The organism is Clostridium neonatale (assembly GCF_900465025.1).
GTDB classification, from domain to species: Bacteria; Bacillota; Clostridia; order Clostridiales; family Clostridiaceae; genus Clostridium; species Clostridium neonatale.
In genome coordinates this window covers 42409-66957 of record NZ_UICR01000002.1, presented here as the reverse complement: position 1 = coordinate 66957, position 24549 = coordinate 42409, and the positions used below count along the sequence as shown (strand labels likewise).

Below are 24549 nucleotides of genomic sequence, written 5' to 3'. Positions count from 1 at the left end.
TAGGGAATTACATGGATAAAGTATGTGTAATAACAGGTGGAGCACTTGGTATTGGCAAGGAACTTGTGAAGAAATTTGCAGAGGAAGGATATAAAGTAATATTTATTGATAATAATAAAGAAGCAATAAGTAAGACAGAAAAAGAATTTAGACATGATAAACTTAATGTAGAAGGGTACTTTGGAGATATTGCAGAGGAAAGCGTGCTAAAGGAGTTTTCAAGCTTTGTTATAAACAAGTATGAAAAAATTAATGTTTTAATCAATAATGCATGTATAAGCAGAAAAGGAATAATCTCTGAATGTAGTTTTGATGACTTTAATTATGTGTTGAAAATAGGAGTAACAGCGCCATATATGTTATCGCTTTTATTTAAAAATAATTTTGCCAAAGGTGGAGCTATTTTAAACATATCTTCAACAAGAGCATTTATGTCTCAAAGAGATACTGAAAGTTATACTGCTGCAAAGGGAGGAATTGCTGCACTTACTCATGGACTTGCGGTGAGCCTTTCTGGAAAGGTAAGGGTTAATTCCATATCTCCAGGATGGATTGATACATATGAATCATATGGAATGGAAGAACCAAAATACTCAGATGGAGATTTAAATCAGCATTTATCTAAACGTGTAGGGGTTCCGAAAGATATTGCAAGAGCAGCTTTATTTTTGTGTGATGAAAAAAATTCATTCATTACTGGTGAAAATATAAATGTTGATGGCGGGATGACAAAACTTATGATTTATCATGATGATTTTGGATGGAACTATGATGAAAAGTAAGGAATGTTAGATAACATGTGCAATTTTTAATGTGATTCTCAAAATAAGACTATTACCCAATAAAAATGTGCATATTGACTATTCAGTAAATAAGGGAAATAGAACTTGTTAGGCAAGTTCTATTTTTATATGGCTGATAATATTAGTTGATATCTACTAGAGAAATCTGCTCTAAAAATTTTTTCCTATGTTAACAATAAATTTACCAAATGGACATTAATATTTATAAATTTGTATTCTCAAGATATGATAAAATTAAAAGTACGTCATTGGGATAATTATAGTTATTTTGCACAAATAATCACATAAGACTGGAGATGAATGAATGTTTAATTATATTTTAGTATTATTATTATCTATATTATTTTCTAATATAATAAGTAGATTTATTCCGAAATTATCAGTACCTATTATACAAATACTTATGGGAGCGATAATAGCAATCTTGCATCCACAATTTATAATTGAACTTGATCCACACATTTTTTTAGTAGTCTTTATAGCTCCGCTTCTTTTTTATGATGGAAAAAATAGTGATAAAAGGTCATTATGGAATCAAAGAAAAGATATAATTTTAATGGCGCTTGCATTAGTTTTTATTACAGTAATATTGGTTGGGTTTCTTATAAATAAATTATCACCTTCAATATCTTTGGCAGCAGCATTTGCCTTAGCAGCAGCATTATCACCAACTGATTATGTTGCAGTAAGCGCACTTTCAAAGAAAATATCATTACCTAAGAAAGTAATACATCTTATAGAAGGGGAAGGACTATTAAATGATGCATCTGGAATAGTATCTTTTAAGTTTGCTTTAGCTGCTGCATTAACAGGAACCTTTTCTATATTTGATGCAACAGCAAATTTTGTTTTAGTTGCAATTGGTGGTATTATTGTAGGATTTATATTGGAGCAGATATTAATATATTTTGAAATATTTATAAGGAATCTTGGTATGGAGGACATTACAATAGAATTATTCCTTCAGATATTAACTCCATATATAATATATGTTATTTCAGAAGAAATATTTAAAGTATCTGGGATATTAGCTGTAGTTGTGGCTGGAATGGTATATTCATTATCAAATAAAAGATTAAAGTCTAAAAATCCCAAATTAAATGAAGCATCGGAAAATATATGGTCAGTATTTGTATACATGCTAAATGGTCTGGTATTTATAATGGTTGGATTGCAGTTGCCAGAAATTATTAAGGTTGCTTATTATGAATCAACAATAAATACAATGAAAGCTATAGTTGATGTTTTAATAATAACATTAGCTCTACATATAATCAGATTTTTATGGGTTTATTTAATTTTTAAGTTTGGAAATAAGAACCTTACAAAAGAACAAAAGAAAGTTAATTTACGTTCAGCATTTTTAAGTGCATTGTCTGGAGTGAGAGGAGCTGTTACCTTAGCAACTATTCTATCTATACCATTATTTTTAGAAAATGGAGATAAATTTCCTGAAAGAAACTTAATCTTATTTTTAGCAGTAGGAGTAATTTTACTTACACTCTGCATAGCAACATTTATACTTCCTATGTTTGCCAAAAAAGATCCTAAAGAAGAACTTGATAATTTGAGAATATTAAAGAGTTCTCAAGTAAAGGTATGGGAAAATACAATAAATAAATTAAAGTTAGAAAATTATGATAAAAAGTATATTGATTTAACTGTAGCAGAATATAATCATAAAATTAATGAATTACTAAATGGCACTTCAGATTATAATAATTGGAATGTGGTTAATAAGGAAGAAAAGAAGCTTAGAGTACTTTGTTATAAAAAAGAAATAGAAAATACAAGAAAGCTTTTAGAAGAAGAAAAAATAGATGAACAAGCAGCGTATTCATATGAAATGTTAGTAAGAAATAAAATTAAACTAGTGTCATCTAGAGAAAATATTTTATTAAGAGTTAAAGAAGCAATCAGGATAGTATCAATTATAATTTTTAATATAAGAAGAATAAATCTTATTTTAAAGGAATTGAAAGCTCAGAAGAATTCTGTTAAACGCTTGAAAATTGATGCACTAAGGTCACTTCATATTATTAATGCAGAGTATATAATAGATTACCTTAAGAAGAATATGACAATAGAAAATGAACAATATGTAAAAAATACAATTTTATATTATCAAAGATTAATATTAGTAGCAAATAAACCAATTCTTAAAAAGATAAATAAAGCTGAAAAGAAAAGAGTTGAATTTAAAGCATTGCAATTGGAAAGAGAAGTTATACAAGCATTATTTGAAACTGGGGATATTACATGGAATGTGGCGAGCACACTTAGGAAAAATTTGAATTACATTGAAAGCGATATACTTGATTAAAATTAAATATGTTAAACATAATAATGACCTCATATATTTAGAAAATATATGAGGTCATTATAGTTTCTACTATGACTTTATTAATTTGCGAACAGATTAAACTTATATTTGTAGTTACAATTAAGACATATTAATGATGTAATTTTGGAATGTTTATGTGTAATTGAAAAAGATATAGGGAAATGTTTTAAATAAATGTTGTTATATTTGGTAAAGCATAATTAAAACAAAAAATGAAATAAAGTAATCATAATATTATATGAGGATTATATATAGGATATGGTTACTTTATTTTATAGCAGAATTTATAATTTTAACAACATTTTTTTAAAACAAAATTACATAGATTTTTGGAAGAGTAAATAAGTATTCATTATGTAAGATATAAATATAAAAAACATATTTATTCTTATATGGTACATATAGAGTTATATAGAATTTTGTTAAATAAAATACTAGACTTGTGCAGTAAATAGGAAAAATTTAAGCTACTAGTCCTAATTTGGCAATAGTAGACTGTAAATCAATCCCGTTATCTGCACATTCATGTGCAAAAGAAACTATTTTTACCAAATAGTTGTTTCGGAAGTGTAATATTACATCTCCAATATTTTTAAATTTATATAATTTCCCACATTTGACTCTGAAAATCTCAAGAAAAGTATACGTTAAAAATATCATGCTCCAATATCTATGTATTGATTTTAAAGATTGAATTTGAAATTCATCAAAACCAAGAGCTGTTTTATGATATCTATAACTTACTTCAATATCCCAACGCTTTTCGTAATATGAAATTATGGTTTTATTATCGAGTGAAACATCCGTACTTATAATGAATGCTGGATTATCAGATAAATCGTTTTTAGTCCAGCTTATAAGTACAACTACATTCTCAATATCATTAAGTTTTCCTTCATATCTATAAACATAGTACTTGTTATTACTAGCGGTAACTAAGCTAGTCTCATTAGTCCTAATGTATGAAGAAAACTTTTTGACATTTGTTTTAATGCCAGCCGGATATATTACTCTGTTAGATTTTATTCTGCCTATAGTGTGACAACCATTTATTAAACCGTGAAGCAAAATTTTTGCTGAAGTATACCATGAATCAACTAGTAAATAATTGTTTTTAGTTACAGGAGTGAATTCATTCATCAGTTCCATCGCAAGTTCATTTTTATCTAGAAATTTTTTAGATAATTTTTTACTCGATTCCTTTCGGTGATATTGTCTAAAATCTAAAGGTATAGAATAATCATTAATCTTATAATGCGATGTAACTAAGCAGTGTGACCATTTGGGTTTATTGCCATCAGCATGTGAATTGTGAAAATCTAAGCTTTCAATTTTTTTAGTTGAAGTATTTTTCTTAGTTAAGGTATCATCAATGATTAGGAATCCAACATCACTAGCTTCACAAGTGTTGGAAATTTCAGATATTGCATGAAATATGCGTTCTTGCGTAACATATTCATGATTCCATGAATATGAACTTAGAAACCTTGAACCAGTACTTCGATCTCTATTACATGTAATTTTATTATGAACAGATGAAATAGTTTTGCTTCCTTCTGTTACAATAATTCCAGATACTATATTTACCATATGATTCTTTATCGCAGAAGAATATGGCAGATTTAGCTCTGAAATATAGTTGATAATTGTTTCATTTTGGTTTAATATTGTTGTCAGCATATAAATCTCCTTAGATTTGGTTTCGCAACAATAAATCTAGCATGTTTGAGGTTTATATGCTACTTTTTTATTTAAAATTATACTGGTAAAATGTCAATAAAAATCCAATGGTAAATTTTCTTAAATTAATGCACAAGTCAAGTAAAATATTGAATATATAAAATAATATGTAAAAAAGCCGATATCTTATTAAGAAGAATTTTTAGTGTTCAAGGAGGTACTATTATATGAATACTATTGATAGCTATACTAAATTACGTATAGCTAATTCAAGAATTAAAAATTCACTTAGCTTTATTATGGTTCTTAATAAAGGGATTAAAAATAATATCAGTTATAATTTGGTAAAAGATTATAAAATCACTATATTTAATTTTATTTTAGTAGTATAATGTAATTGAGAATAATAGTCATAATAGATCGAAGGAGGTGTTTAACTATGGCATTAGAACTTGCACCATTTCTTTTTATGAATGGAAGAGGAAATGAAGCGATTGAATTTTATAAAGAAGCACTAAACGCTGAAGTTATTTTTAAGCAAACTAAGGATTGTTCTAATAATGATAAAATATCAAGCTATATTACATATTCAATAGTAAAAATTGGTGAAACTAATATTAATATTTCAGATGTTTTTCCAGGAATGGATTATCAAGAGGGAAATCAAGTTTCTATATGTATAAATTTAGATGATGTTCAGGAAGCAAAACGTATTTATGAAAAGCTAATAGAAGGCGGAGAGATTATGAGTGAGCTTAAAAAAACTCATTTTAGTCCAGCACATGCTTTAATCAAAGATAAATTTGGAATCATTTTTCAAATTTATACAACAATTAAATAGTATAATTGCGAGACATAAATAAGGAACGTACTAAGTTTAGGGTGAAATAACTGAAATAAAACCTTTATGCTGTGTGCGCTTGCTAGAAAAATGAAGCTGAAAATTTAAGCATCAATGATTGTTACAAAAACCGTTTGTGAGATATAAAATCGGACAAACAATTTTGGAATAATTATTAATGTAAAAATTCTAAAGCTTCATTTTTTAATGCAATACACTGCATCACATAAGAGCTTTATTTGTTTGTTTCATCTAAAATCATTGTATCAAGTGTTATTATAAATACATATGTTTTAAGATTAAGAGATAGTTATATTTAGATTATAAATATCAATACATTAAAAAGAACAGCTTAATCTGCTGAATTATAACTTAAGACGTGATGTATCTATGATTTTTATGACAAGACAAAGAAATTCAATTTATAAGTATAAGAAAATATATTGATAGTTAAATATAAAAAGTGATTAAATTATATCAATACGTTATAATTTAATTATATATATTAAAAATTAATATTTATATACAAAACGTCGTTGAAAAATGGTGAAGAATGCTATATACTAAACAAAATGTATAATTATAACTTTATACGCAATAATTTATGCATTAAAAGTATGTTATAAAGAAAATAGGGGGGAACAAATGAAGAATAAAGGATATGGATTATTTACAACCATAGCTATGATAGTTGGAGTTGTAATAGGATCAGGTATATTTTTTAAAAGCGATAATATTTTAGTAGCAACTGGAGGAAACATTGGTCTTGGTGTTATTGTATTCTGTATAGCAGCAATTGCAATAATTTTTGGAGGCCTCGCAATGGGCGAATTAGCTTCTAGAACTACTGAGCCAGGAGGAGTTATAGCTTATGCTGAAATGTGTTGGGATAAACGTATAGCATGTGCATTTGGATGGTTTATGACATTTTTATATTATCCAACATTAATAGCAGTAGTTGCATATGTGGCTGGAATATATTTATGTATGCTGTTTGGTATCAATGGAAGCTTTGAATTACAAATATTAATAGGACTTATTGTTATAGTATCATTGTTTTTTATTAACACTATATCAGCAAGATTAGGTGGTATTTTTCAAAGTGCTTCGACAATAATAAAGCTTCTTCCATTGGCTATAATAGCTTTTGCAGGATTGGTTTTTGGTAATGTAGATGGATTATCTCTTAGTAATATGAGTGAAGGAATAAATTCAAGTGGATGGATTGCGGCAATTGCACCAATAGCATTTTCTTTTGATGGATGGACAGTCTCAACATCTATAGGTCACGAAGTAAGAAATTCTAAAAGAAATCTTCCAAGAGCTTTAATCATTTCACCAATTTTAATTTTAATAATTTATATTTTATATTTTGTTGGAATAAGTATATATTTAGGCCCTGAAACAATAATGGCATTGGGAGATGAGCATGTATATCTTGCAGCAAGAAACATCTTTGGTCATTTGGGGTCTAAAATATTACTAACATTTGTTGTTATATCTATTATTGGAACTGTTAATGGGTTAATCATTGGAATGATAAGACAACCATATTCATTAGCAATAAGAGGAATGTTTCCATGTAAAGATAAGATTTCAAAAATTGATGAAAAATTATATATACCAGTAAATTCGGCTATTGTTGGATTTGTTATATCAATATTCTGGCTGGCTATTCACTATATAACAACAAAATTATCGATGATGGGAAATTCTGATATATCAGAAATATCAGTGGCGATGAGTTACTTATTATATATAATTCTTTATGTAAAAGTATTAAAGTTTGGAATAAATAAAGAAATTAAAAGTATATTTATAGGAATAATTACGCCTATATTAGCAATAATTGGAGCTTTAATAATTGTGTTTGGTAGTATGAGTAATAATTTATTCTGGATATTTATGATTATTTGTTTCTCAATCTTATGCTCAGGCTTTGTTTTTTGGAAAAGACAAGAAAAATCTAATTAAATATAAACACATTAAAATTTATAAAAAGAAGCATTGCTATAGAGTTTTTAGTAATGCTTCTTTCAAATTTATTAGTTATATAAAATTGATAAACATTATCTTAAGTAAATAAAAAATATATCGAAAATAAATTGAATTAAAACAGGTATTTAAGGTGGCGATATATTATGTCAATTAAGATAAATTCAGCAATAATAAATAATTCTTACAATAAATCTATTAGTTCGGTAAGTTTTACTTCAAAAATTGCAAAAAGTGGAAATAGTGTCAGTGAAGCTAGTACAGAAGTAAAGCCAAATATAAAAATCACAACAAAAAATGTTGTTCCAGAGGCTTTATCTACATATGTTTCTGACATAAAGGAAAATTCAAAAGATATGATGAAGACCATAACAGATCTTTATAAAAATAAAAGTGAAGGTGACGAAAAAGAAATGTATAGGTCAATGAAGAAATTTACTGAATGTTATAATGATATTATAGATACTAATAAAGAATATTCTACTGATTCAGGTGTGAAGAAGTTAACAAAAAAGTTAAGGAGTCTTGTTGAAGATAATAAAGAAGAACTTGAAAATATTGGGATAACATTAAAAAGCAATGGAAAATTAGTAGTAAATGAAACTAAGTTATTAAGTGTAGCAGAGGATGGTCAATTAGACGAATTTTTATCATCTAATAAAGATTCAATTACTAAGAAAAGCTTTATGGATGAGGTAAGAAAAATAAGCAGAAAAATTTATAGAGATCAAACAACATTTTTAAGTGATAAATCAAAAGGAATCTTGCAAAATCCTATTGTAAATTATAAAGAAGTACTTGAAAGCAGTGAATCAGATAATACCAGTAATTCAGAAGGAAATGCTATTACTGACGATAATTCAAATTTTACCATTTTAGGAATAAATTTAGATATAAATGCATAAATAAAAAATATAAGTTTTTAGAGAATATATTTATATTATAAAAGTGGATATATAAATGCTTATACAATTGTTAAAAACTTTTGTATAAGCATTTTTGTATGCAATTATAGCTTCACAAATTCAGGCTTCATCTTGTTAAATCTACAAGTATACTTATAGCCAAGGTCTTTAAGTGCTTCATTAACATAGTCGAACTTAGTAGCTATTTGTTCAGTAGTATGTGAATCAGAACCAACTGTAATTATTTCTCCACCTAATTCTTTGTATAATTTTAAAATATTTGTTGAAGGCATTAAATCGGGGAGGTTGTACCTAAATGAAGATGTATTAAGCTCAATTCCTTTACCATTTTCAATTACTTTTTTTAAAATAGCTTCTATGTAATCAATAAATAACTTATCTTCTAATATAGTAGTATCATATCTTTTTATTAAATCAAGATGCCCCAAAACAGAATAATCATTATAAGAATTAACTATATCAAATAAAATTTTATAATAACCTTCATAAGCTTCGTACAGAGTTTTTCCTTTATGGTAGTCTCTTGTATATAGCTCATTTCTATCAATTGTATGAATTGAACAAATTACAAAATCAAAATCATGTTCTTTTATTTCTTTTGAGCATCTTTCAAGAAGATGAGGTTGAAGTCCCATTTCAAGACCTTTTTTTATTGAAATTCTATCTTTATACTTTTCTTTATAAGCATTTAATTCTTCAAAGTATCTATTATAATCAATCTTAACATTAGGATTCCCTATTATGTCATAATCAACATGATCTGTAAAACAAATTTCTTTTAAGTTAAGGTTTATTGACTGCTCTATCATATCCTTCATTGGTGTTTTCGAATCAGCAGAAAAAGAGCAGTGCATATGATAATCATAAAGCATATTAAAAATCTCCTTTAATTTTTCTATAGTACATTTTTTATTATATCTCATATAGAATTTATGTCCATAATATAACACAATTAAAAAATAAAATCATAGAATAAATAAGCAAAAATATGAGTTAGAATAGTATCAGCAATTTTAAGGAGTATAAGATTGAGTGAATTAAAAATAATAAAATTTAAAAAAATATCAAAAGATAATTACAAGATTGTTACGCCAGAAATAGCTTATAAATATAAACATAGATATAAAAAATTATTAAAAAAAGTGAAAAATAGAGACAAAGCTATATGTATATTGTTTAATGAAATTTATGCTCTTTATATTGAAAAGAAAAATTTAAATATATCAATGGAAAAAATTCATATAAAAACAAAGCTTGGTTCATATTTAAGTGGAGGATGTGGAATTGGGCCATCACTTTTAACAAGTCTTGTTGGAAGCAGCTTATTCACATATATGAATAGCTATTTCAAGAAACTCACATCACCAGTTGCAGTATTATATTGCTCAATTGTAGTGTTTTTAGCAATTTATTTATTAACAATTCAAGATAATCAGGTAGAAATGTATAATTTATTCTTAGAGGTTTTAGAAAGAATAGAAAAAGGAATGTAAAGAGTGAAAGTTATACTTTAATCATGTTGAAGGTAAACTAAATTTAGATTATACGCAAAAAGACTTTGATATTATTGCAGAAGAACATAGAAAAAGTAAAATTAAGTGGTGCGAGATACCAATCAGAAAGGTGTATTTCATAACTATTACAATTAAGGAGAAGAAATATACGGATATAAGTTTCAAATATGCACAATCTATTAAAGAAGAAAGGATGTGTTTGAAATGGAGAATAAGAAAAATTGTGAATGTACAAAATGTAGCAGCTGCTCATGTCATGGAAAAGATGAAAAAAGCGAATTTTATAATAGTTGGGATTCAGTTCCTAAGACATATGATTCAGCAGAATCATTTGACAAACATGAAAAAACAGCTGGAAATAATCAGTGGTGTTCTACTCATAAATAAGCAAATACACAAAAAATTGAATATTATATTTATAACAACTGATATAAACCATATATTTTTTTAGCCATAGTTTTAAATAATGACATATTCTAAAAAATAATATAATATTTTATTATTTTACTATATGTGTCTAAAATGTGGAGAGGGCGTGATTTGTTATGAATAAATATAATTTGAATAAAAGAAATACAAAAGAAAAATATTATGAACATGAAGGCGGATATATTTCTTATAATCCCAAAACAAGAAAAGAAAAGTATACGCCTTTTAGAAAAATGGAAAACAATCATTAAATTTATTTTGGCTATAAAAGGTTGATTAGAGTAAACTAAAAATATCTTAAATTTAGAAATGTATGAAGAACATATGAAAATTAAGTTAAATTAAAAATAAATAATTAGGATTAAAAGGATTGTATTACTAAATAGTTCTTTTAAACTATCAGCAAACTAAATTAATAATAACAATTTTATCTGCATACACGTATGACTAAAATAATCACTTAAAATAACCATAATAATCGATTAAAGATATATTTAAGAGAGAATGTGGCGGTATATAATTATTATACTGGCTATAAAATTCTTATCCCAACTTAAAGTTTAAGTTGGGATAATTTTATGATAAAAACTTAGCTATAAAATATTTAAAATTTAGAAAATATTATTAAAATGTATTGATATAAAATTAACTTTACAAAAAATTAATAGTTTTTTATTGAATAGAGGGTGTGTAATAAGGTTATTTTAATGTATAATGTAAATATGAAATAAAAAATTTAAAAAAGAAAGGAAGAATGTGGTTGTATCGAACAAAACTTCAAGAAAAATTAAATGAGTCACTGAAAGCAGTCCTGCCTATTATAGGAATTGTTCTTTTGCTTTGTTTCACAATTGTACCTATTTCGCCAAGTATTTTGATGGCATTCATAATTGGTGCGGTACTTTTGATTATAGGGATGACTTTTTTCTCACTAGGTGCAGAAATTGCTATGACACCTATGGGAGAGAGAGTAGGAACCTCTATGACTAAAACAAAAAAATTATGGATAATGATAGTGCTTGGATTTATACTTGGTTTTATTATTACTATATCTGAACCAGATCTTCAGGTATTAGCAAATCAAGTACCGTCAATTTCTAATGGCGTATTAATTGTAGCAGTAGCTTTAGGAGTAGGAATTTTTTTAAGCATTGCTCTTCTTAGAATATTATTTAGTATTGCACTGCCGCCTATGTTGGTATTTTTTTATTCAATTGTTTTTATATTAGCATTTTTTGTACCTAAAGATTTCTTAGCAGTCGCCTTTGATTCAGGCGGTGTAACAACAGGACCTATGACAGTACCATTTATAATGGCACTTGGCATTGGTATTTCTTCAATTCGTAGTGATAAACATGCAACAGATGATAGTTTTGGATTTGTTGCTTTATGTTCTATAGGACCGATTATGGCGGTTCTTCTACTTGGAATGATTTTTAATCCAGCTGGTAGTGAATATTCTACAGTCACTATTCCTGAGATTGCTCATTCTATTGCCCTTAGGCAGCTTTTTTCTAATGCACTTCCAACATATATTGTTGAGATTGCAATAGCACTTCTACCAATTATCGTGTTTTTCGGAATTTTTCAATTGATTTCCTTAAAGCTGAACAAAAAGTCTTTAATTAAAATTTTAATTGGACTTGGTTATACTTATATTGGATTAGTATTATTTTTGACAGGGGTTAATGTAGGATTCATGCCTGCTGGTAATTATATTGGACAAATAATTGCATTACTTCCATATAATTGGATCATTGTTCCTATTGGAATGCTAATAGGTTATTTTATTGTAATGGCAGAACCAGCAGTATATGTTTTGACAAAACAAGTTGAAGAACTAACAGATGGAGCAATTCCTGCATCTGCTATGAAAATTAGTTTATGCATAAGTGTGTCTTTTTCTATTGGATTGGCTATGATTCGTGTACTTACAGGAATTTCAATTTTATATTTTATGATTCCGGGATATGTAGTGGCATTAGGATTATCCTTCTTTGTGCCCAAAATATTTACTGCAATTGCTTTTGACTCTGGTGGAGTAGCATCAGGTCCAATGACAGCTACATTTTTATTACCATTTGCCATGGGAGCATGTGCATCTGTTGGAGGAAATATTGTTATGGACGCATTTGGTGTTGTTGCTATGGTTGCTATGACTCCTTTAATTACAATACAAATTCTTGGTCTTATTCATAAGCTTCAAGCTAAAAAATCTAAGGCATCTGGTAATGTTAATGATGTCAAAGAATCACTTGAATTAATTGGTGATTATGATATTGTTGAATTATAAGAAGGGAGTTTTATATGAGTGAATTATTTATGATGACCACTATTACAAGTCGTAATATGGTTACTAAATTTCTATCTTTTTATAAAGAAAGCCAAATGGCAGTTTCATTGGTTACATTAGGGGGTGGGACAGCTAATAGTGAGATGCTTGATTATTTTGGATTGGAGTCATCAGAAAAAGCTGTTATATTTGGAATAGTTACAGATGAAGTATGGGATTATATAAAAAAAGGATTACAAAGTAAACTTCAAATTGATGTGCCAGGAACTGGGATTGCATTTACAATCCCACTAAGTAGCATTGGTGGAAAACGCGAATTGTTGTTTTTAACAGAAGGTCAAAAGTACGAAAAAGGAGAGGAAAGCACATTGAAGGAAACCAAACATGAATTATTAGTTGTAATTGCAAATCAAGGATATAGTGATTTAATAATGAAAGCTGCAAGAAGTGCTAATGCTAATGGTGGAACTATTATACATGCAAAAGGAATTGGAATGGAACTTGCAGAAAAATTTCTTGGAGTTTCATTAGCATCAGAAAAAGAAATCATATTTCTTGTAACTAAAAAAGAAGAAAAAAATAAAGTAATGAAAGCTGTAATGCAAAATGCTGGAATGGAAAGCAAAGCAAAATCGATTGTATTTTCACTTCCAGTTACTGATACAGCGGGACTAAGATTAATTGAAGAAAGTTAATTTTATAAATAAGCAAGAATACTGGATAAATTTATAAAAATTAAATAAGTAGATCAAAAGGAATTAATATTCTATTTAATTTGCAAAAAAGATAAGTGATTTGTTTTAACTGATTTTTTGTGAAAATATTTTAAATTAAGAATATTAATTCCTTTATTATGGTTACATTTATTTATAAGTTCTAATATGCATTTATATAGTTATAATATTATATATAGCGAATTTTAATGATAAACTTCAATGTACTATAAGTGTTTATATATTTGAAAATATGATATAATTATAAAAAATAGCACATATGTTCTTTTGAACAATTTAAATAAAAAGGAAGTATATATTCAATTGTTATACAGAATATATACTAAGGTTTGAAAAATACGAATGAAAACTAATATATAAATTTTTATTGGATTATTTATACTGCAAAAATAGATTGTTTAAAATTTAGGAGTAATTATGCCAAATACATTAAATAGCATTTTGGATAATGTAATATATTTAGATATAGAGACTACTGGACTAGATGAAAATACGTCTGAAATAATAGAAATTGGTGCTGTAAAAATCAAAAATAATGAACTGAGTACATATACAACACTAATAAGACCAAGAGGAAGGGTTCCTGCTGAGATTTATAAGTTATGCAGCGGATTAAATGAAGCTGAACTTTATAGTGCGAGAACTTTAAATACAATAATATCTGAGCTTATAGAATTTTTAGAAGATTTACCTCTTATTTGTCACAATGGAAGTTTTGAGAGACGTTTTTTTAAGACACATATAAAAGAAGTAGAAAATGAAATTATGGATAGTATGGAGCTTTGTGCAATACTTGAACCAGATCGAAGAGAATATAATTTGGAATCTATTATAGGAGATGTAACTATAATGGAAAAAAATGAAGCTCATAGAGGACTAGACGATTCGATAGACACTTTAAAAGTTGTAAATTCGCTTTTATGCAGATTATTCGATAGAGAAGAAAAAAGCCCAAAGAAGAAGTCATTATATGAACAAGTAACTAAAAATTATGAGCATCTGAAGGAGTGGTGTTGGACTAAATATCTTTTAAGACCAGCTTTTTTTAATTTTGGAGATTATGAATATGTAAATTATGAAGATAAGGTTAAAAATAATATTATATTAAAAGATATAAATATTGATTATAAAAAGTATGAAGATTTATTTGAAAATGAGGAAATATGGAATAATGGCGGAGATTTTGGATATCAGTATAGAAAAGATCAAAAGGAATTTGCAAAAAAGATAAGAGAGACCATTGAAAGAGAAGAACGGATTTTTATCGAAGCACCAACAGGCAGTGGAAAAACATTTGCATATGTTACAATAGCAGCTCTTGAAGCTTATATGAATAAACAGAAGAATAAAAAAGATTATTCAAGCTATATAATATCCACAAATACAAAGGAACTTCAAAATCAGCTTATAGAAAAAGATATTCCAACAATCTTAAAAAAATTAAAATTAGATGATAAATTAAAGTATGGAGCTATAAAAGGTAAAAGTAATTATGTTTGTGTGGAAAGATTAAATAAATGTGAAGAACTTGAATTTGATAAGCAGGGAAATTTGGCTTTATTATTTTTAAGAAGATTAGCTGAAGATGGAAATGCTGGAGATATTGAAAATATAAATTATGTTATATATAAACATTTTAAGCTTGATACTTATATTAACAAGATAAACTGTGATAATGATAATTGTAATTTAGAGAAATGTAAGAAAACATGTTATTTAAGAAAAAGATATAATGAACTACCCGAAGAAAATTTAACGGTTATAAATCACTCACTCTTAGCATGTTGGCCTTATGGAGAAAAAAAGAAAATAAATCATATTATTTTAGATGAGGGACATAATCTTATGGAAAAATGTTATGATTTTTTTAGTGAAGAATTTAATTCAGAAGAATTTTTAGAACTTCTTGAAACAATAGAAAAAGGGCACAATAATATTTTATACTTACTTTTAAATTTAAATGCTTCATTTGGGCATAGGGAAACAATAGACAGAGATAAGATGCGTTACATTGTAAATGACATAATTGTAAATACTCAAATAGTAATGAATGATTTAAGATGCATGAGATTATGTGATACGGAGTATAATTTTACAACTGAGTTTTTCCTACCACGTGAAGATTTGAAATATATTACAAAGCCATTAGGACAGGAACTATCAGATTTGAAATATAGCATTTATCCTTTATTTAAGCTTTTAAGCGGTTATGTAGAAAACATTGTTGGAGATGAGGATGTATCTTCAGATAATGATTATAAAAGCATTACAGAATTTATTTCTAAGATAAAAAATGCCTTTGATATATTGGATAAGTTTTTAGAAAAATCTAAATTTTATGCCAAAGTTCTGGAAGTGGAAAGTGAATACAAATACTTTAAATGTACAAATGTCCCTTTAAATGTTGGAGAACTTGTAAATGAGCACATGTTAAAGGATGTAAAAAGTACTACATTTTTGTCTGCAACACTTAGGATAGATAATGGTTTTATGCAGATGAAAAAGCATTTAGGTCAGGAAAAAGCAAATGAATTCGTTATTCCTTCAACATTTAAATTAAAAAATCAAACGAAAATTTTTGCACTTAATGATGTGGGAAGGTATGATGATGCTAAATATGTAAGAAATATTTCTAAGTTTATATTTGAAACAGCTAAAAAAATAAATGGGCATATACTTGTACTTTTTAATAATAATGCAAGACGAGAAAAGGTTAATGAAGAACTTGAAATGCTTACAAGAGGAAGTAAAATTGAAATTCATATGAATAAAAAATCCATAAATGCTTTAAAAGATAAAGATAGGACAGTAGTTATTTTGGGCAGCAAAGGATTCTTTGAAGGAATTGATGTACCAGGAGATGGATTAAACTGCGTTATGCTTGATAAACTGCCAAATTATAGTCCTGATTATCCAATACTTAGAGCAATTAGAGAATATCAAAACAAACAGTATAGAGATGTGAATTATCCTCAGGTATGTATTAAAGTTAAACAGATATATGGAAGGTTAATACGTAGTATATATGATTATGGGTATTTTATTATTTTAGATCCTGGACAAAATGATTTTACTATAAGAAATCTTGAAAGGGACTTAGGAGGTCCGAGAATAGAATGTATATCATCAGTAAATCTGCTGAATGAAATGGAATTTGATTATAAAAATTGGAAAAGGAAAAATCTAAACTCTATAATAATGAATATGAGAAAAGAAAAAAGAAATATTCAGCAAGAATTTAATGATGAGTCTAAGAAACATAAGCTATTTTGGGAACTTGAAAAGATTCAAGATAATAAGTATTATTTTAAAAATATAAATTTTAATATTAATGGAAGGTTATAAATATTGAAGAAAAACTATATTTATAACCTAAATAATCAATTAGATATATTAAGATTATTTATCAAAAATTCTTATTATAAAAAATATTTAGATGATGATTATTGATTAAAAGTTAATAGTTATATATAATTTCAATAGGTTTATAAAATGGTTAAGATCACTTGAGATATAATTCTTGAGTGATTTTAATCTTTATACAAGAATATTTATATATTGTAAAAACATAAATATAAAAATAATAGGTTTTTGACTTTATTTTCTTGATATTTATGAAGTGAAAATATATTAATATAAGTATGAAAAACAAAATAATAAAAAATGTGAGCAATTAAAAGAATGGGGGAAAAATGAATGAATTTAGTTATAAGACAAGCATCTATAAATGACTTAGAAAGAATAAGCCAAATAGAAAAAATATGTTTTCCAAATGCTGAAGCGGCAACTAAAAGGTCTCTTGAAGAAAGAATTAAAGCATTTAAAGAAAGTTTTTTTGTGGGTGAAATAAATGGTGAAGTCATTGGATTTATAAATGGAGCTGTAATTGATTCTAAGACAATTTTTGATGAACTTTATGAAAATATAAATCGTCATAATCAAAATGGAAAGTATCAAAGTGTTTTTGGATTAGATGTTATTCCTGAGTTTAGAAATCGAGGCATTGCAGAAAGTCTTATGAATCATATGATAAATTCAGCTAAGAAATATAATAGAGAAGGAGTTGTTCTTACTTGTAAAGATAAACTTATACATTATTATGAAAAGTTTGGATTTAATAATATGGGAATTTCAGAGTCTGTTCATGGAAATGTTATTTGGTATGATATGTTTTTAGAGTTCTAAGCACATAAAAGTAATAACAAAATAGAATTTATTTAAAGTATATATAGATATAATAGCTGATAACAATTATTTTAATTATGTAAATATATAATGTTTAATTGGCAATTAATGTATTGAAAGTATGAATACAATTAACAATGATAAAAGTTAATAGAATTTTAATATATGGTTAACAAGTTATATAATATAATTATAATTGCAATTATAATTATATTATGGAGGAGAAACAAATGACAGAAAATAATTCAAGTGACAGAAATGATTTAGGAAGTGGATCTATTGGTAAACTTTTATTTAAACTGGCACTTCCAGCAATAATAGCACAGCTTGTAAATGTACTATACAATATAATAGATAGAGTCTTTATCGGAAGGCTTGAAAATGGTGATATGGCTATGGCTGGTGTTGGAGTCGCCTTTCCTATAATTACATTAATTTCTGCTTTTAGTGCTCTTATTGGTATGGGTGGTGCACCTATTGCAGCGATAAAAATGGGAAAACAGGACAAGGACGGAGCTGAAAAAATACTTAGCAACAGTTTTTCTTCAATAATCATTATATCAGTAATATTAACAATAGTATTTACTGTATTTAAGGAGCAAATGCTTTGGGCTTTTGGTGCTAGCGAAGCTACTATAAATTATGCCATTGATTATTTAAAGATTTATGTTCTTGGAACAATTTGTGTTCAAATAGCAATTGGAATGAATCCTTTTATAAACACTCAAGGGTTTGCTAAAATAGGCATGTTTACTGTTATGATAGGTGCAGTTATAAATATTATTTTAGATCCTATATTTATTTTTGTCTTAGATTTTGGTGTTAAAGGAGCGGCTTTAGCGTCAGTTATAGGGCAACTAGCGTCAGCAATATGGGCACTACAATTCTTATTTGGAAAGAAGAGCATATTAAAAATAAGAAAAGAATATTTATTGCCAGATATTAAAGTTGTTAGTTCAATTGTCGCACTTGGTGTATCACCATTTATAATGCAGGCGACAGAAAGTTTAGTATTGATATCTCAAAATAATCAATTATCAAAGTATGGTGGTGATATTGCAGTAAGTTCAATGGCAATAATGAGCAGTGTAATGCAGATTATACTATTACCTTTAATGGGAATAAGCCAAGGTGCACAGCCGATTTTAAGCTTTAACTATGGAGCAAATAATATTAAAAGGGTAAAAAAGACATTTAAATTATTATTAATATCATGTTTAACATATACATTTATTATGTGTACACTTGTAATGGTATGGCCACAAATATTTGTTAATATGTTTAATAATAAGCCGGAGCTTGTAGAAACAACTTCTTATTGCATGAGAATATTTTTTGCAGGAATATTTATATTTGGAGCACAAATAGCATGTCAACAAACATTTTTAGCTTTAGGCAAAGCAAAAATTTCATTATTATTAGCACTTCTTAGAAAAGTTGTACTTCTAGTACCTTTAATATTCATTTTACCTATGATAATGGATGATAAATTTAGAGCAGTACTTCTTGCAGAACCTTTTGCTGATGTAATTGCAACAATAGCAACAGTTATATGCTTTATAGTTTTTGCTAAACGACTATTCAATGGGTTAAATAAAGTAGAAGAAAACTTCTAAGCATAAAAAGTAAATAATACTAGAATATTAGTAGTAAAAATTAATAATATCTTTGTATAAATTTTATTAATTTATCAATTAAAAAGTATTACATTACTTGTCAATATCAAAAAGCGTAAATTTATAAGAAAAAACTTTTACATATTTATTAATTCGTGATATAATTTCTACGCAATCATACAGAACTCGTATATTTTCGATTTATGGCTTGAAAAGTTTCTACCTGCTAGCCAAAATAGCAGACTATGAGGTATTATTCTATGATAAAGTAGGAATTTATCATATTTTAAACACCTTAAGATAATCTTAGGGTGTTTTTTGTTCATAATATTAAAATCCAAGTTCACGTATGATCGACTAAAAATTAGATTATGCATGGGGGAGAAGACAAAATGGAACAAAAAATACAAGAAAAAAGTGATATTGATAATGGGGGAATAGGACTTATTTATGGTATTTCGGACAAGCCGAAATTATCACTACAGATTTTACTTGGACTTCAGCATATATTTGCTGCATTTGGAGGAATAATAGTTGTACCGCTTGTAATAAGCAGTTCATTGGGTTTTGATGCAAAAACATCAACAGCGCTTATGAGTGCAACAATACTTGCAGCTGGGATTGCAACATTCATACAAGCTAAAGGAATTGGACCAGTAGGATCAAGAGTTGCTTGTATAATGGGAACAGATTTCACATTCGTATCACCTGCAATATCAGTAGGTTCAATAGCTGGACTTCCAGGAATACTTGGTGCTACAATACTTGGTGCATTTATAGAAATTATTTTAAGTTTTTTTATAAAGCCATTGATGAAGTTGTTTCCACCTCTTGTAACAGGAACAGTAGTATGCTTAATAGGTTTAACACTTATTCCAGTATCAATTGACTGGGCTGCTGGTGGAAATGGTGCAGCAGACTATGGAAGCATGCTTAATATTTCAATTGCTTTATTTGTAATGATATTTACATTATTACTTAATCATTATGCAAAAGGACTAACAAGTACAGCTTCAATACTTATCGGTATGGTGTTTGGATATATTATTTGCATCCCAATTGGAATGGTTGATTTTTCAGTAGTAAAAGAAGCAAATTGGGTTTCGATTCCTAAAATATTTGAGTATGGTATAGATTTTAATTTAAAATATTTAATACCTTTTATACCAGCATATCTTGTTACAACTATTGAAACAGTAGGATGTCTTAAGGCTATATGCCAAGTTTCTGGTATTAAAGATAATGATGAAATTATTGGTCGTGGAGTACTATCAGATGGAATAGGAAGTATGATTGCAGGTGCAGTTGGTACATTCCCAAATACATCATTTAGCCAAAATATCGGTATAATTCCACTTACAAAGGTTGCAAGCAGATATGTTGCAATTATGGCAGGTATAATATTAGTTATTTTGGGCTTTTTACCTAAATTTGCAGCTCTTATAAATATAATGCCACAGCCGGTACTTGGCGGGGTTGGAATTGTTATGTTTGGAACAGTTGCAGCAGCTGGAATTCAGACATTAAGCAAAGTAAAAATTACAAATCGTAATTTACTTATAATTGCCACTTCAATCGGCCTTGGACTTGGAGTTACATTTAGACCAGAAATTTTATCAAGTTTACCACTAGGAATAAGTATGATATTCTCATCAGGTATTTCTACTGGAACAATAACAGCACTTGTTTTAAACTTAGTTTTAAAGGAAAAATAATTTGAATTAAAATGTTTGGAGGAAAGTTTTATGGAAAGCTTACGTAAAAGAATACTAGAAGAAGGAAGAGCTCTTTCAAAAAGTGTATTAAAAGTAGATTCATTTTTAAATCATGCAGTAGATCCAAAACTTATGTATGAAATGGGTACATATTTTAAGGAATATTTTAAAGAACATAATATAACAAAAGTTTTTACAATAGAAAGTTCAGGTATAGCACCATCAGTTATGACAGCTATGCAAATGAATTTGCCTATGGTAACTTTAAAAAAACAAACTTCTAAAATACTAAATGGAGAAGTATATCAAACAACTGTTCATTCATTTACTAAAAATAGTGATTATGAGTTAACATTATCAAAAAAATACATAAATGAAGATGATAATATATTAATTATTGATGATTTTTTAGCAAATGGAGAAGCTGCACTTGGAGCAGCAAGATTAATTGAAGAAGCAGGTGCAAAAGTTTCTGGTATAGGTATTGTTATAGAAAAATCATTTCAGCCTGGAAGAAAGTTATTAGAAGATAAAGGATACGATGTATATTCCCTTGCTAGAATAGCTAGACTTGATGAAGGTATAATTGAATTTATATAGTAGCGTATACAAGTAAAGAAAATTATATAAAATAATTGAATAGGATATATTTATATAGTAGTACAATATAGTAAGTATAATATCTTTAGATGGAATTTAAAAAATAACTAGGGTAGAGGATATTTGTGTAAATGTATCCTCTACCCATTTGTTTTTTAATATAATTCAGAAACTGCATCTGCAATAGCTTCAGCTACATTTTCTTGTTCATCTTTATCAGCACATCTTTTAGCTTCTTCAATATTTGAAATAAATCCTGTTTCAATTAATATTGCGGGCATATTAGTATTTCTGCATACGAATAAATTGTTATCTTTTGCACCTCTATTATTAGTAGATACTGAGCTAGCAATGTTTTTTGACACAGAAGTAGCTAAATTCTTGCTGTTTAATACTCTATCATAATTATAGTTTCCTCCAAATTCATCATCTTGACGCGTAGAACTATAATATACTTCAACACCTTTTATGTCAGATTCATAATCAGCTGTAGTATTATTATGTATACTTATAAATAAATCAGCGCCAGCATTGTTAGCAATGTTAACCCTATTTGCTAAACTAGAAGTAACACTAACACTACTATCATCACCATCTTCTCTTGTCATGAGTGTAGTATATCCTTTTTCTTCTAAATTATCTTTGAGTTTTTTAGCAAGCTCTAAATTAAGATCAGTTTCTGAATATGTAATTCCATTAAAAGTTCTTTCACTGTCTTTGTCACCGTTATTATAATGTCCAGCATCAATCACTATTATTACTTCATCATTATTTTTTTTAGAAGAGCTTGATATATTACTTTTATCATCAGAATTTTTTGTTGTACCATCTGAGAATATTTGAATATTATCTATAACTGTATCTGTTAAAAGTTTTCCAGTTGAAGGATCTAAATAATAAGAATCTTCGTTAAAGTTAAGCCATCCTGTTTGGATATCACCACTATTATTTAAGTAATACCACGAATCATTTAAGTTAATCCATCCTTTCACCATGGCACCTGTATTATATAAATAGTACCGCTTACTATTAGAATCCTTTAACCAGCCGGTTGCCATATTTCCATCAGAATTAAAGAAATACCAGTTATTGTTATCTTTAATCCATCCTGTAATCATTTTACCGCTTTTATCAAATCCATATATTTTGGAATTTATTACTTTGTATCCAGTTACCATAGTTCCATCACCCTGGAGATAGTACCATATATTATTATCTTTAATCCATCCTGTTTTTAATACTCCATTTGATGAAATGTGATAAAAGTTTCCATTGAAGTCTTTCCATCCAGTTCCAGTGACCATAGTTCCAGAACTATCAAAGTAATAGAGATTAGTGCCATCATATAATGGACCAGTAGTCATTTCACCAGAAGTTTTGAAATAATACCATTTATCATTGATTTTTTCCCAACCCTTAATCATTTCATGAGATTCACTGAAATAATACCATCTTCCATAATCATTTAACCATCCAGTTAAAGCAGTACCATCATCTTTCATAAAATACCATTTATCGTTTGTTTTAAGCCAGCCTATAACTTTGGTATAATCAGATCTATAATAAACAAGTGAATCATTTTCTGTTTTAAATCCAATATTTGAATCTTCATTAGGAGTAGTGTCTTCTTTATCATCTGTTATTGTTAATGGTATAACAGATGATGCGTCTAATCCTTCAGGTATACTTTCTGGCTCAGCAGGATAAGGAACAGAGTACTTATTATAATTATTATTCTCAATTTCTTCATCATTTATAGAAGCATCAGAATATTTAAGTAAATCCCTATATAGTTTATTTATTTCCTCACCATAAATATTACTTGTAGCCCAGTTACCAGTCAAGTCATTTACAGTTTTTGCTTTTCCTTTTAGTGTAATGAAATGTCTTGGATCATAAGTATCCCTTTTTGGATAACCATCTGCACCAGCATATAGTGCTAAATGATCTAAATGTGCTTGTACACCTTCATCCCAATTTTCAAATACATGATGAGATGATGCGGAGTTATTACCTCCACCTGAAGAAATTTTAAGTCCACAAGGATTATGATAACTTTCATCTAAAATCCCACCGAAGTTACCAAATCCTGTTTCTTTAGTGGCTTGTACATAAGCAATTGCAGGATTAACATTATCGCAATCTTCAGAATACTCCAAGTATAGATCAGCCAAATCTATAAATGTTTCTGTTGCGCCTTTAGATTTAGCCCATTTCTCCGCATCATTAGCTGTTATATTTGTATCTGATATTATTAGAAGATCATTTAAGTCTTTAGCATATGTATATTGATATTGAGACATGATCAAAATTAATGAAAAAATAATTGTTAATATAATGAATTTCTTTTCAATTTTCAAAACGCATATTCTCCCTTCTTAGTTAAATATTAACAAAAGTAGTGCAAACTAAAAGAAAAAAATTAAAAAATATGTATTTTAAAACAAAAAATTGAAAATAAATTTCAAAAAACTATGGAAAGGTTTTCAGAAAGGGCGTATAATAATATAAAAGAAGGGAAGTGTTTTTTTATGAATGAAAATTGTATCAGAATATTAGAGAGAGTTGAAGAGATGCCCCTAAGAGATTTGAGAGGCATAGTTTGTAAAGGTCCAATTGGGTTTAAGGATTTTGAAATCACAAAACAAGAATTTAATGATGCTGTTTTATATATACAAAATAATAATTTAATTAAATTACATGCAATAAAGGAAGATGACTTAATTATTATGGCATATGGAGTAATGTAATAATTAAATTATTGAGTAAACTTATGTTGTGTTGGATTATATTTATTAAAATATTGCTGGCATGTGTATAATGATATGTTCCTATTATGGTAGATAGATAAAATTATCTGTCATAAAGGAAGCA

20 protein-coding genes and 1 riboswitch are annotated in these 24549 nt (G+C 27.6%); of the genes, 17 read left to right on the top strand and 3 right to left on the bottom strand.

Annotated features, from left to right (window positions below; translation table 11 throughout):
• Positions 1-11 precede the first annotated feature (11 nt).
• Together CNEONATNEC86_RS11880 and CNEONATNEC86_RS11875 are read left to right on the top strand one after the other, a co-directional pair.
• The gene (locus tag CNEONATNEC86_RS11880) at positions 12-782 is read left to right on the top strand and encodes an SDR family oxidoreductase (protein ID WP_058295098.1); all 771 of its coding nucleotides are present in this window, start codon (positions 12-14) and stop codon (positions 780-782) included.
• 325 nt (positions 783-1107) lie between these two features.
• Entirely contained in the window at positions 1108-3126 is a 2019-nt protein-coding gene (locus CNEONATNEC86_RS11875) for a Na+/H+ antiporter (protein ID WP_125148130.1), read from the top strand.
• Positions 3127-3609: 483 nt separating this feature from the next.
• Here CNEONATNEC86_RS11875 and CNEONATNEC86_RS11870 read toward each other — a convergent pair whose 3' ends face one another.
• On the bottom strand, positions 3610-4827 hold the full coding sequence (locus CNEONATNEC86_RS11870) for an IS701 family transposase (RefSeq protein WP_159136039.1): 1218 nt from the start codon (positions 4825-4827) through the stop codon (positions 3610-3612).
• Positions 4828-5054: 227 nt separating this feature from the next.
• Here CNEONATNEC86_RS11870 and CNEONATNEC86_RS11865 point away from each other — a divergent pair, with 227 nt between their 5' ends.
• From CNEONATNEC86_RS11865 to CNEONATNEC86_RS11850, 4 genes are all read left to right on the top strand, one after another.
• On the top strand, positions 5055-5219 hold the full coding sequence (locus CNEONATNEC86_RS11865) for a hypothetical protein (RefSeq protein ID WP_159116417.1): 165 nt from the start codon (positions 5055-5057) through the stop codon (positions 5217-5219).
• Between the two features lie 47 nt (positions 5220-5266).
• Positions 5267-5668: a VOC family protein gene (locus CNEONATNEC86_RS11860; protein ID WP_125148131.1), complete on the top strand. Its 402-nt coding sequence runs from the start codon at positions 5267-5269 to the stop codon at positions 5666-5668.
• A 645-nt stretch (positions 5669-6313) separates the two neighbouring features.
• Complete coding sequence (locus CNEONATNEC86_RS11855) at positions 6314-7642, top strand: APC family permease (protein ID WP_159116416.1); 1329 nt, start codon at positions 6314-6316, stop codon at positions 7640-7642.
• Between the two features lie 167 nt (positions 7643-7809).
• Positions 7810-8568, top strand: coding sequence for a hypothetical protein (locus tag CNEONATNEC86_RS11850; RefSeq protein WP_159136085.1), 759 nt, complete (start codon positions 7810-7812; stop codon positions 8566-8568).
• Between the two features lie 104 nt (positions 8569-8672).
• On the opposite strand, the gene CNEONATNEC86_RS11845 is transcribed toward CNEONATNEC86_RS11850, so the two are convergent.
• Complete coding sequence (locus CNEONATNEC86_RS11845; RefSeq protein WP_125148134.1) at positions 8673-9461, bottom strand: histidinol-phosphatase HisJ family protein; 789 nt, start codon at positions 9459-9461, stop codon at positions 8673-8675.
• Between the two features lie 156 nt (positions 9462-9617).
• Here CNEONATNEC86_RS11845 and CNEONATNEC86_RS11840 point away from each other — a divergent pair, with 156 nt between their 5' ends.
• From CNEONATNEC86_RS11840 to CNEONATNEC86_RS11800, 10 genes are all read left to right on the top strand, one after another.
• Positions 9618-10082 (top strand): hypothetical protein, encoded by a 465-nt coding sequence (locus CNEONATNEC86_RS11840; RefSeq protein ID WP_159116414.1) that lies wholly within the window; start codon positions 9618-9620, stop codon positions 10080-10082.
• A gap of 225 nt (positions 10083-10307) precedes the next feature.
• On the top strand, positions 10308-10490 hold the full coding sequence (locus tag CNEONATNEC86_RS11835; protein ID WP_159116413.1) for a hypothetical protein: 183 nt from the start codon (positions 10308-10310) through the stop codon (positions 10488-10490).
• Between the two features lie 158 nt (positions 10491-10648).
• Positions 10649-10783, top strand: a complete 135-nt coding sequence (locus CNEONATNEC86_RS21825; RefSeq protein WP_268259156.1) for a hypothetical protein — start codon at positions 10649-10651, stop codon at positions 10781-10783.
• 509 nt (positions 10784-11292) lie between these two features.
• A complete protein-coding gene (locus CNEONATNEC86_RS11830; protein ID WP_425306062.1) occupies positions 11293-12825 on the top strand; it encodes a DUF1538 domain-containing protein in 1533 nt (510 codons plus the stop codon).
• A gap of 14 nt (positions 12826-12839) precedes the next feature.
• Positions 12840-13520 carry a P-II family nitrogen regulator gene (locus CNEONATNEC86_RS11825; protein ID WP_058295107.1) on the top strand — a complete coding sequence of 227 codons (681 nt, stop codon included), beginning with the start codon at positions 12840-12842 and terminating at the stop codon, positions 13518-13520.
• 456 nt (positions 13521-13976) lie between these two features.
• The gene (locus tag CNEONATNEC86_RS11820; protein WP_159116411.1) at positions 13977-16904 is read left to right on the top strand and encodes a helicase C-terminal domain-containing protein; all 2928 of its coding nucleotides are present in this window, start codon (positions 13977-13979) and stop codon (positions 16902-16904) included.
• A gap of 351 nt (positions 16905-17255) precedes the next feature.
• Positions 17256-17744, top strand: coding sequence for a GNAT family N-acetyltransferase (locus tag CNEONATNEC86_RS11815; protein ID WP_058295109.1), 489 nt, complete (start codon positions 17256-17258; stop codon positions 17742-17744).
• A gap of 230 nt (positions 17745-17974) precedes the next feature.
• Positions 17975-19360, top strand: coding sequence for an MATE family efflux transporter (locus CNEONATNEC86_RS11810; RefSeq protein ID WP_159116410.1), 1386 nt, complete (start codon positions 17975-17977; stop codon positions 19358-19360).
• Between the two features lie 166 nt (positions 19361-19526).
• A riboswitch (purine riboswitch) is annotated at positions 19527-19626 on the top strand.
• Positions 19627-19752: 126 nt separating this feature from the next.
• Positions 19753-21075 carry a uracil-xanthine permease family protein gene (locus CNEONATNEC86_RS11805; protein WP_125148139.1) on the top strand — a complete coding sequence of 441 codons (1323 nt, stop codon included), beginning with the start codon at positions 19753-19755 and terminating at the stop codon, positions 21073-21075.
• 30 nt (positions 21076-21105) lie between these two features.
• Positions 21106-21675 (top strand): xanthine phosphoribosyltransferase, encoded by a 570-nt coding sequence (locus tag CNEONATNEC86_RS11800; protein ID WP_058295112.1) that lies wholly within the window; start codon positions 21106-21108, stop codon positions 21673-21675.
• Positions 21676-21830: 155 nt separating this feature from the next.
• On the opposite strand, the gene CNEONATNEC86_RS11795 is transcribed toward CNEONATNEC86_RS11800, so the two are convergent.
• The gene (locus CNEONATNEC86_RS11795; RefSeq protein ID WP_159136084.1) at positions 21831-24035 is read right to left on the bottom strand and encodes an N-acetylmuramoyl-L-alanine amidase; all 2205 of its coding nucleotides are present in this window, start codon (positions 24033-24035) and stop codon (positions 21831-21833) included.
• Positions 24036-24206: 171 nt separating this feature from the next.
• On the opposite strand from CNEONATNEC86_RS11795, the gene CNEONATNEC86_RS11790 reads away from it, so the two are divergent.
• Positions 24207-24425: a hypothetical protein gene (locus CNEONATNEC86_RS11790; protein WP_058295114.1), complete on the top strand. Its 219-nt coding sequence runs from the start codon at positions 24207-24209 to the stop codon at positions 24423-24425.
• Positions 24426-24549: the final 124 nt, after the last annotated feature.

Bases quoted from the DNA above. Each gene is read 5' to 3' on its own strand.
- CNEONATNEC86_RS11880 (WP_058295098.1), top strand. From the start codon at position 12: ATGGATAAAGTATGTGTAATAACAGGTGGAGCACTTGGTATTGGCAAG.
- CNEONATNEC86_RS11875 (WP_125148130.1), top strand. From the start codon at position 1,108: ATGTTTAATTATATTTTAGTATTATTATTATCTATATTATTTTCTAAT.
- CNEONATNEC86_RS11870 (WP_159136039.1), bottom strand. From the start codon at position 4,827: ATGCTGACAACAATATTAAACCAAAATGAAACAATTATCAACTATATT.
- CNEONATNEC86_RS11865 (WP_159116417.1), top strand. From the start codon at position 5,055: ATGAATACTATTGATAGCTATACTAAATTACGTATAGCTAATTCAAGA.
- CNEONATNEC86_RS11860 (WP_125148131.1), top strand. From the start codon at position 5,267: ATGGCATTAGAACTTGCACCATTTCTTTTTATGAATGGAAGAGGAAAT.
- CNEONATNEC86_RS11855 (WP_159116416.1), top strand. From the start codon at position 6,314: ATGAAGAATAAAGGATATGGATTATTTACAACCATAGCTATGATAGTT.
- CNEONATNEC86_RS11850 (WP_159136085.1), top strand. From the start codon at position 7,810: ATGTCAATTAAGATAAATTCAGCAATAATAAATAATTCTTACAATAAA.
- CNEONATNEC86_RS11845 (WP_125148134.1), bottom strand. From the start codon at position 9,461: ATGCTTTATGATTATCATATGCACTGCTCTTTTTCTGCTGATTCGAAA.
- CNEONATNEC86_RS11835 (WP_159116413.1), top strand. From the start codon at position 10,308: ATGGAGAATAAGAAAAATTGTGAATGTACAAAATGTAGCAGCTGCTCA.
- CNEONATNEC86_RS21825 (WP_268259156.1), top strand. From the start codon at position 10,649: ATGAATAAATATAATTTGAATAAAAGAAATACAAAAGAAAAATATTAT.
- CNEONATNEC86_RS11825 (WP_058295107.1), top strand. From the start codon at position 12,840: ATGAGTGAATTATTTATGATGACCACTATTACAAGTCGTAATATGGTT.
- CNEONATNEC86_RS11820 (WP_159116411.1), top strand. From the start codon at position 13,977: ATGCCAAATACATTAAATAGCATTTTGGATAATGTAATATATTTAGAT.
- CNEONATNEC86_RS11815 (WP_058295109.1), top strand. From the start codon at position 17,256: ATGAATTTAGTTATAAGACAAGCATCTATAAATGACTTAGAAAGAATA.
- CNEONATNEC86_RS11810 (WP_159116410.1), top strand. From the start codon at position 17,975: ATGACAGAAAATAATTCAAGTGACAGAAATGATTTAGGAAGTGGATCT.
- CNEONATNEC86_RS11805 (WP_125148139.1), top strand. From the start codon at position 19,753: ATGGAACAAAAAATACAAGAAAAAAGTGATATTGATAATGGGGGAATA.
- CNEONATNEC86_RS11800 (WP_058295112.1), top strand. From the start codon at position 21,106: ATGGAAAGCTTACGTAAAAGAATACTAGAAGAAGGAAGAGCTCTTTCA.
- CNEONATNEC86_RS11790 (WP_058295114.1), top strand. From the start codon at position 24,207: ATGAATGAAAATTGTATCAGAATATTAGAGAGAGTTGAAGAGATGCCC.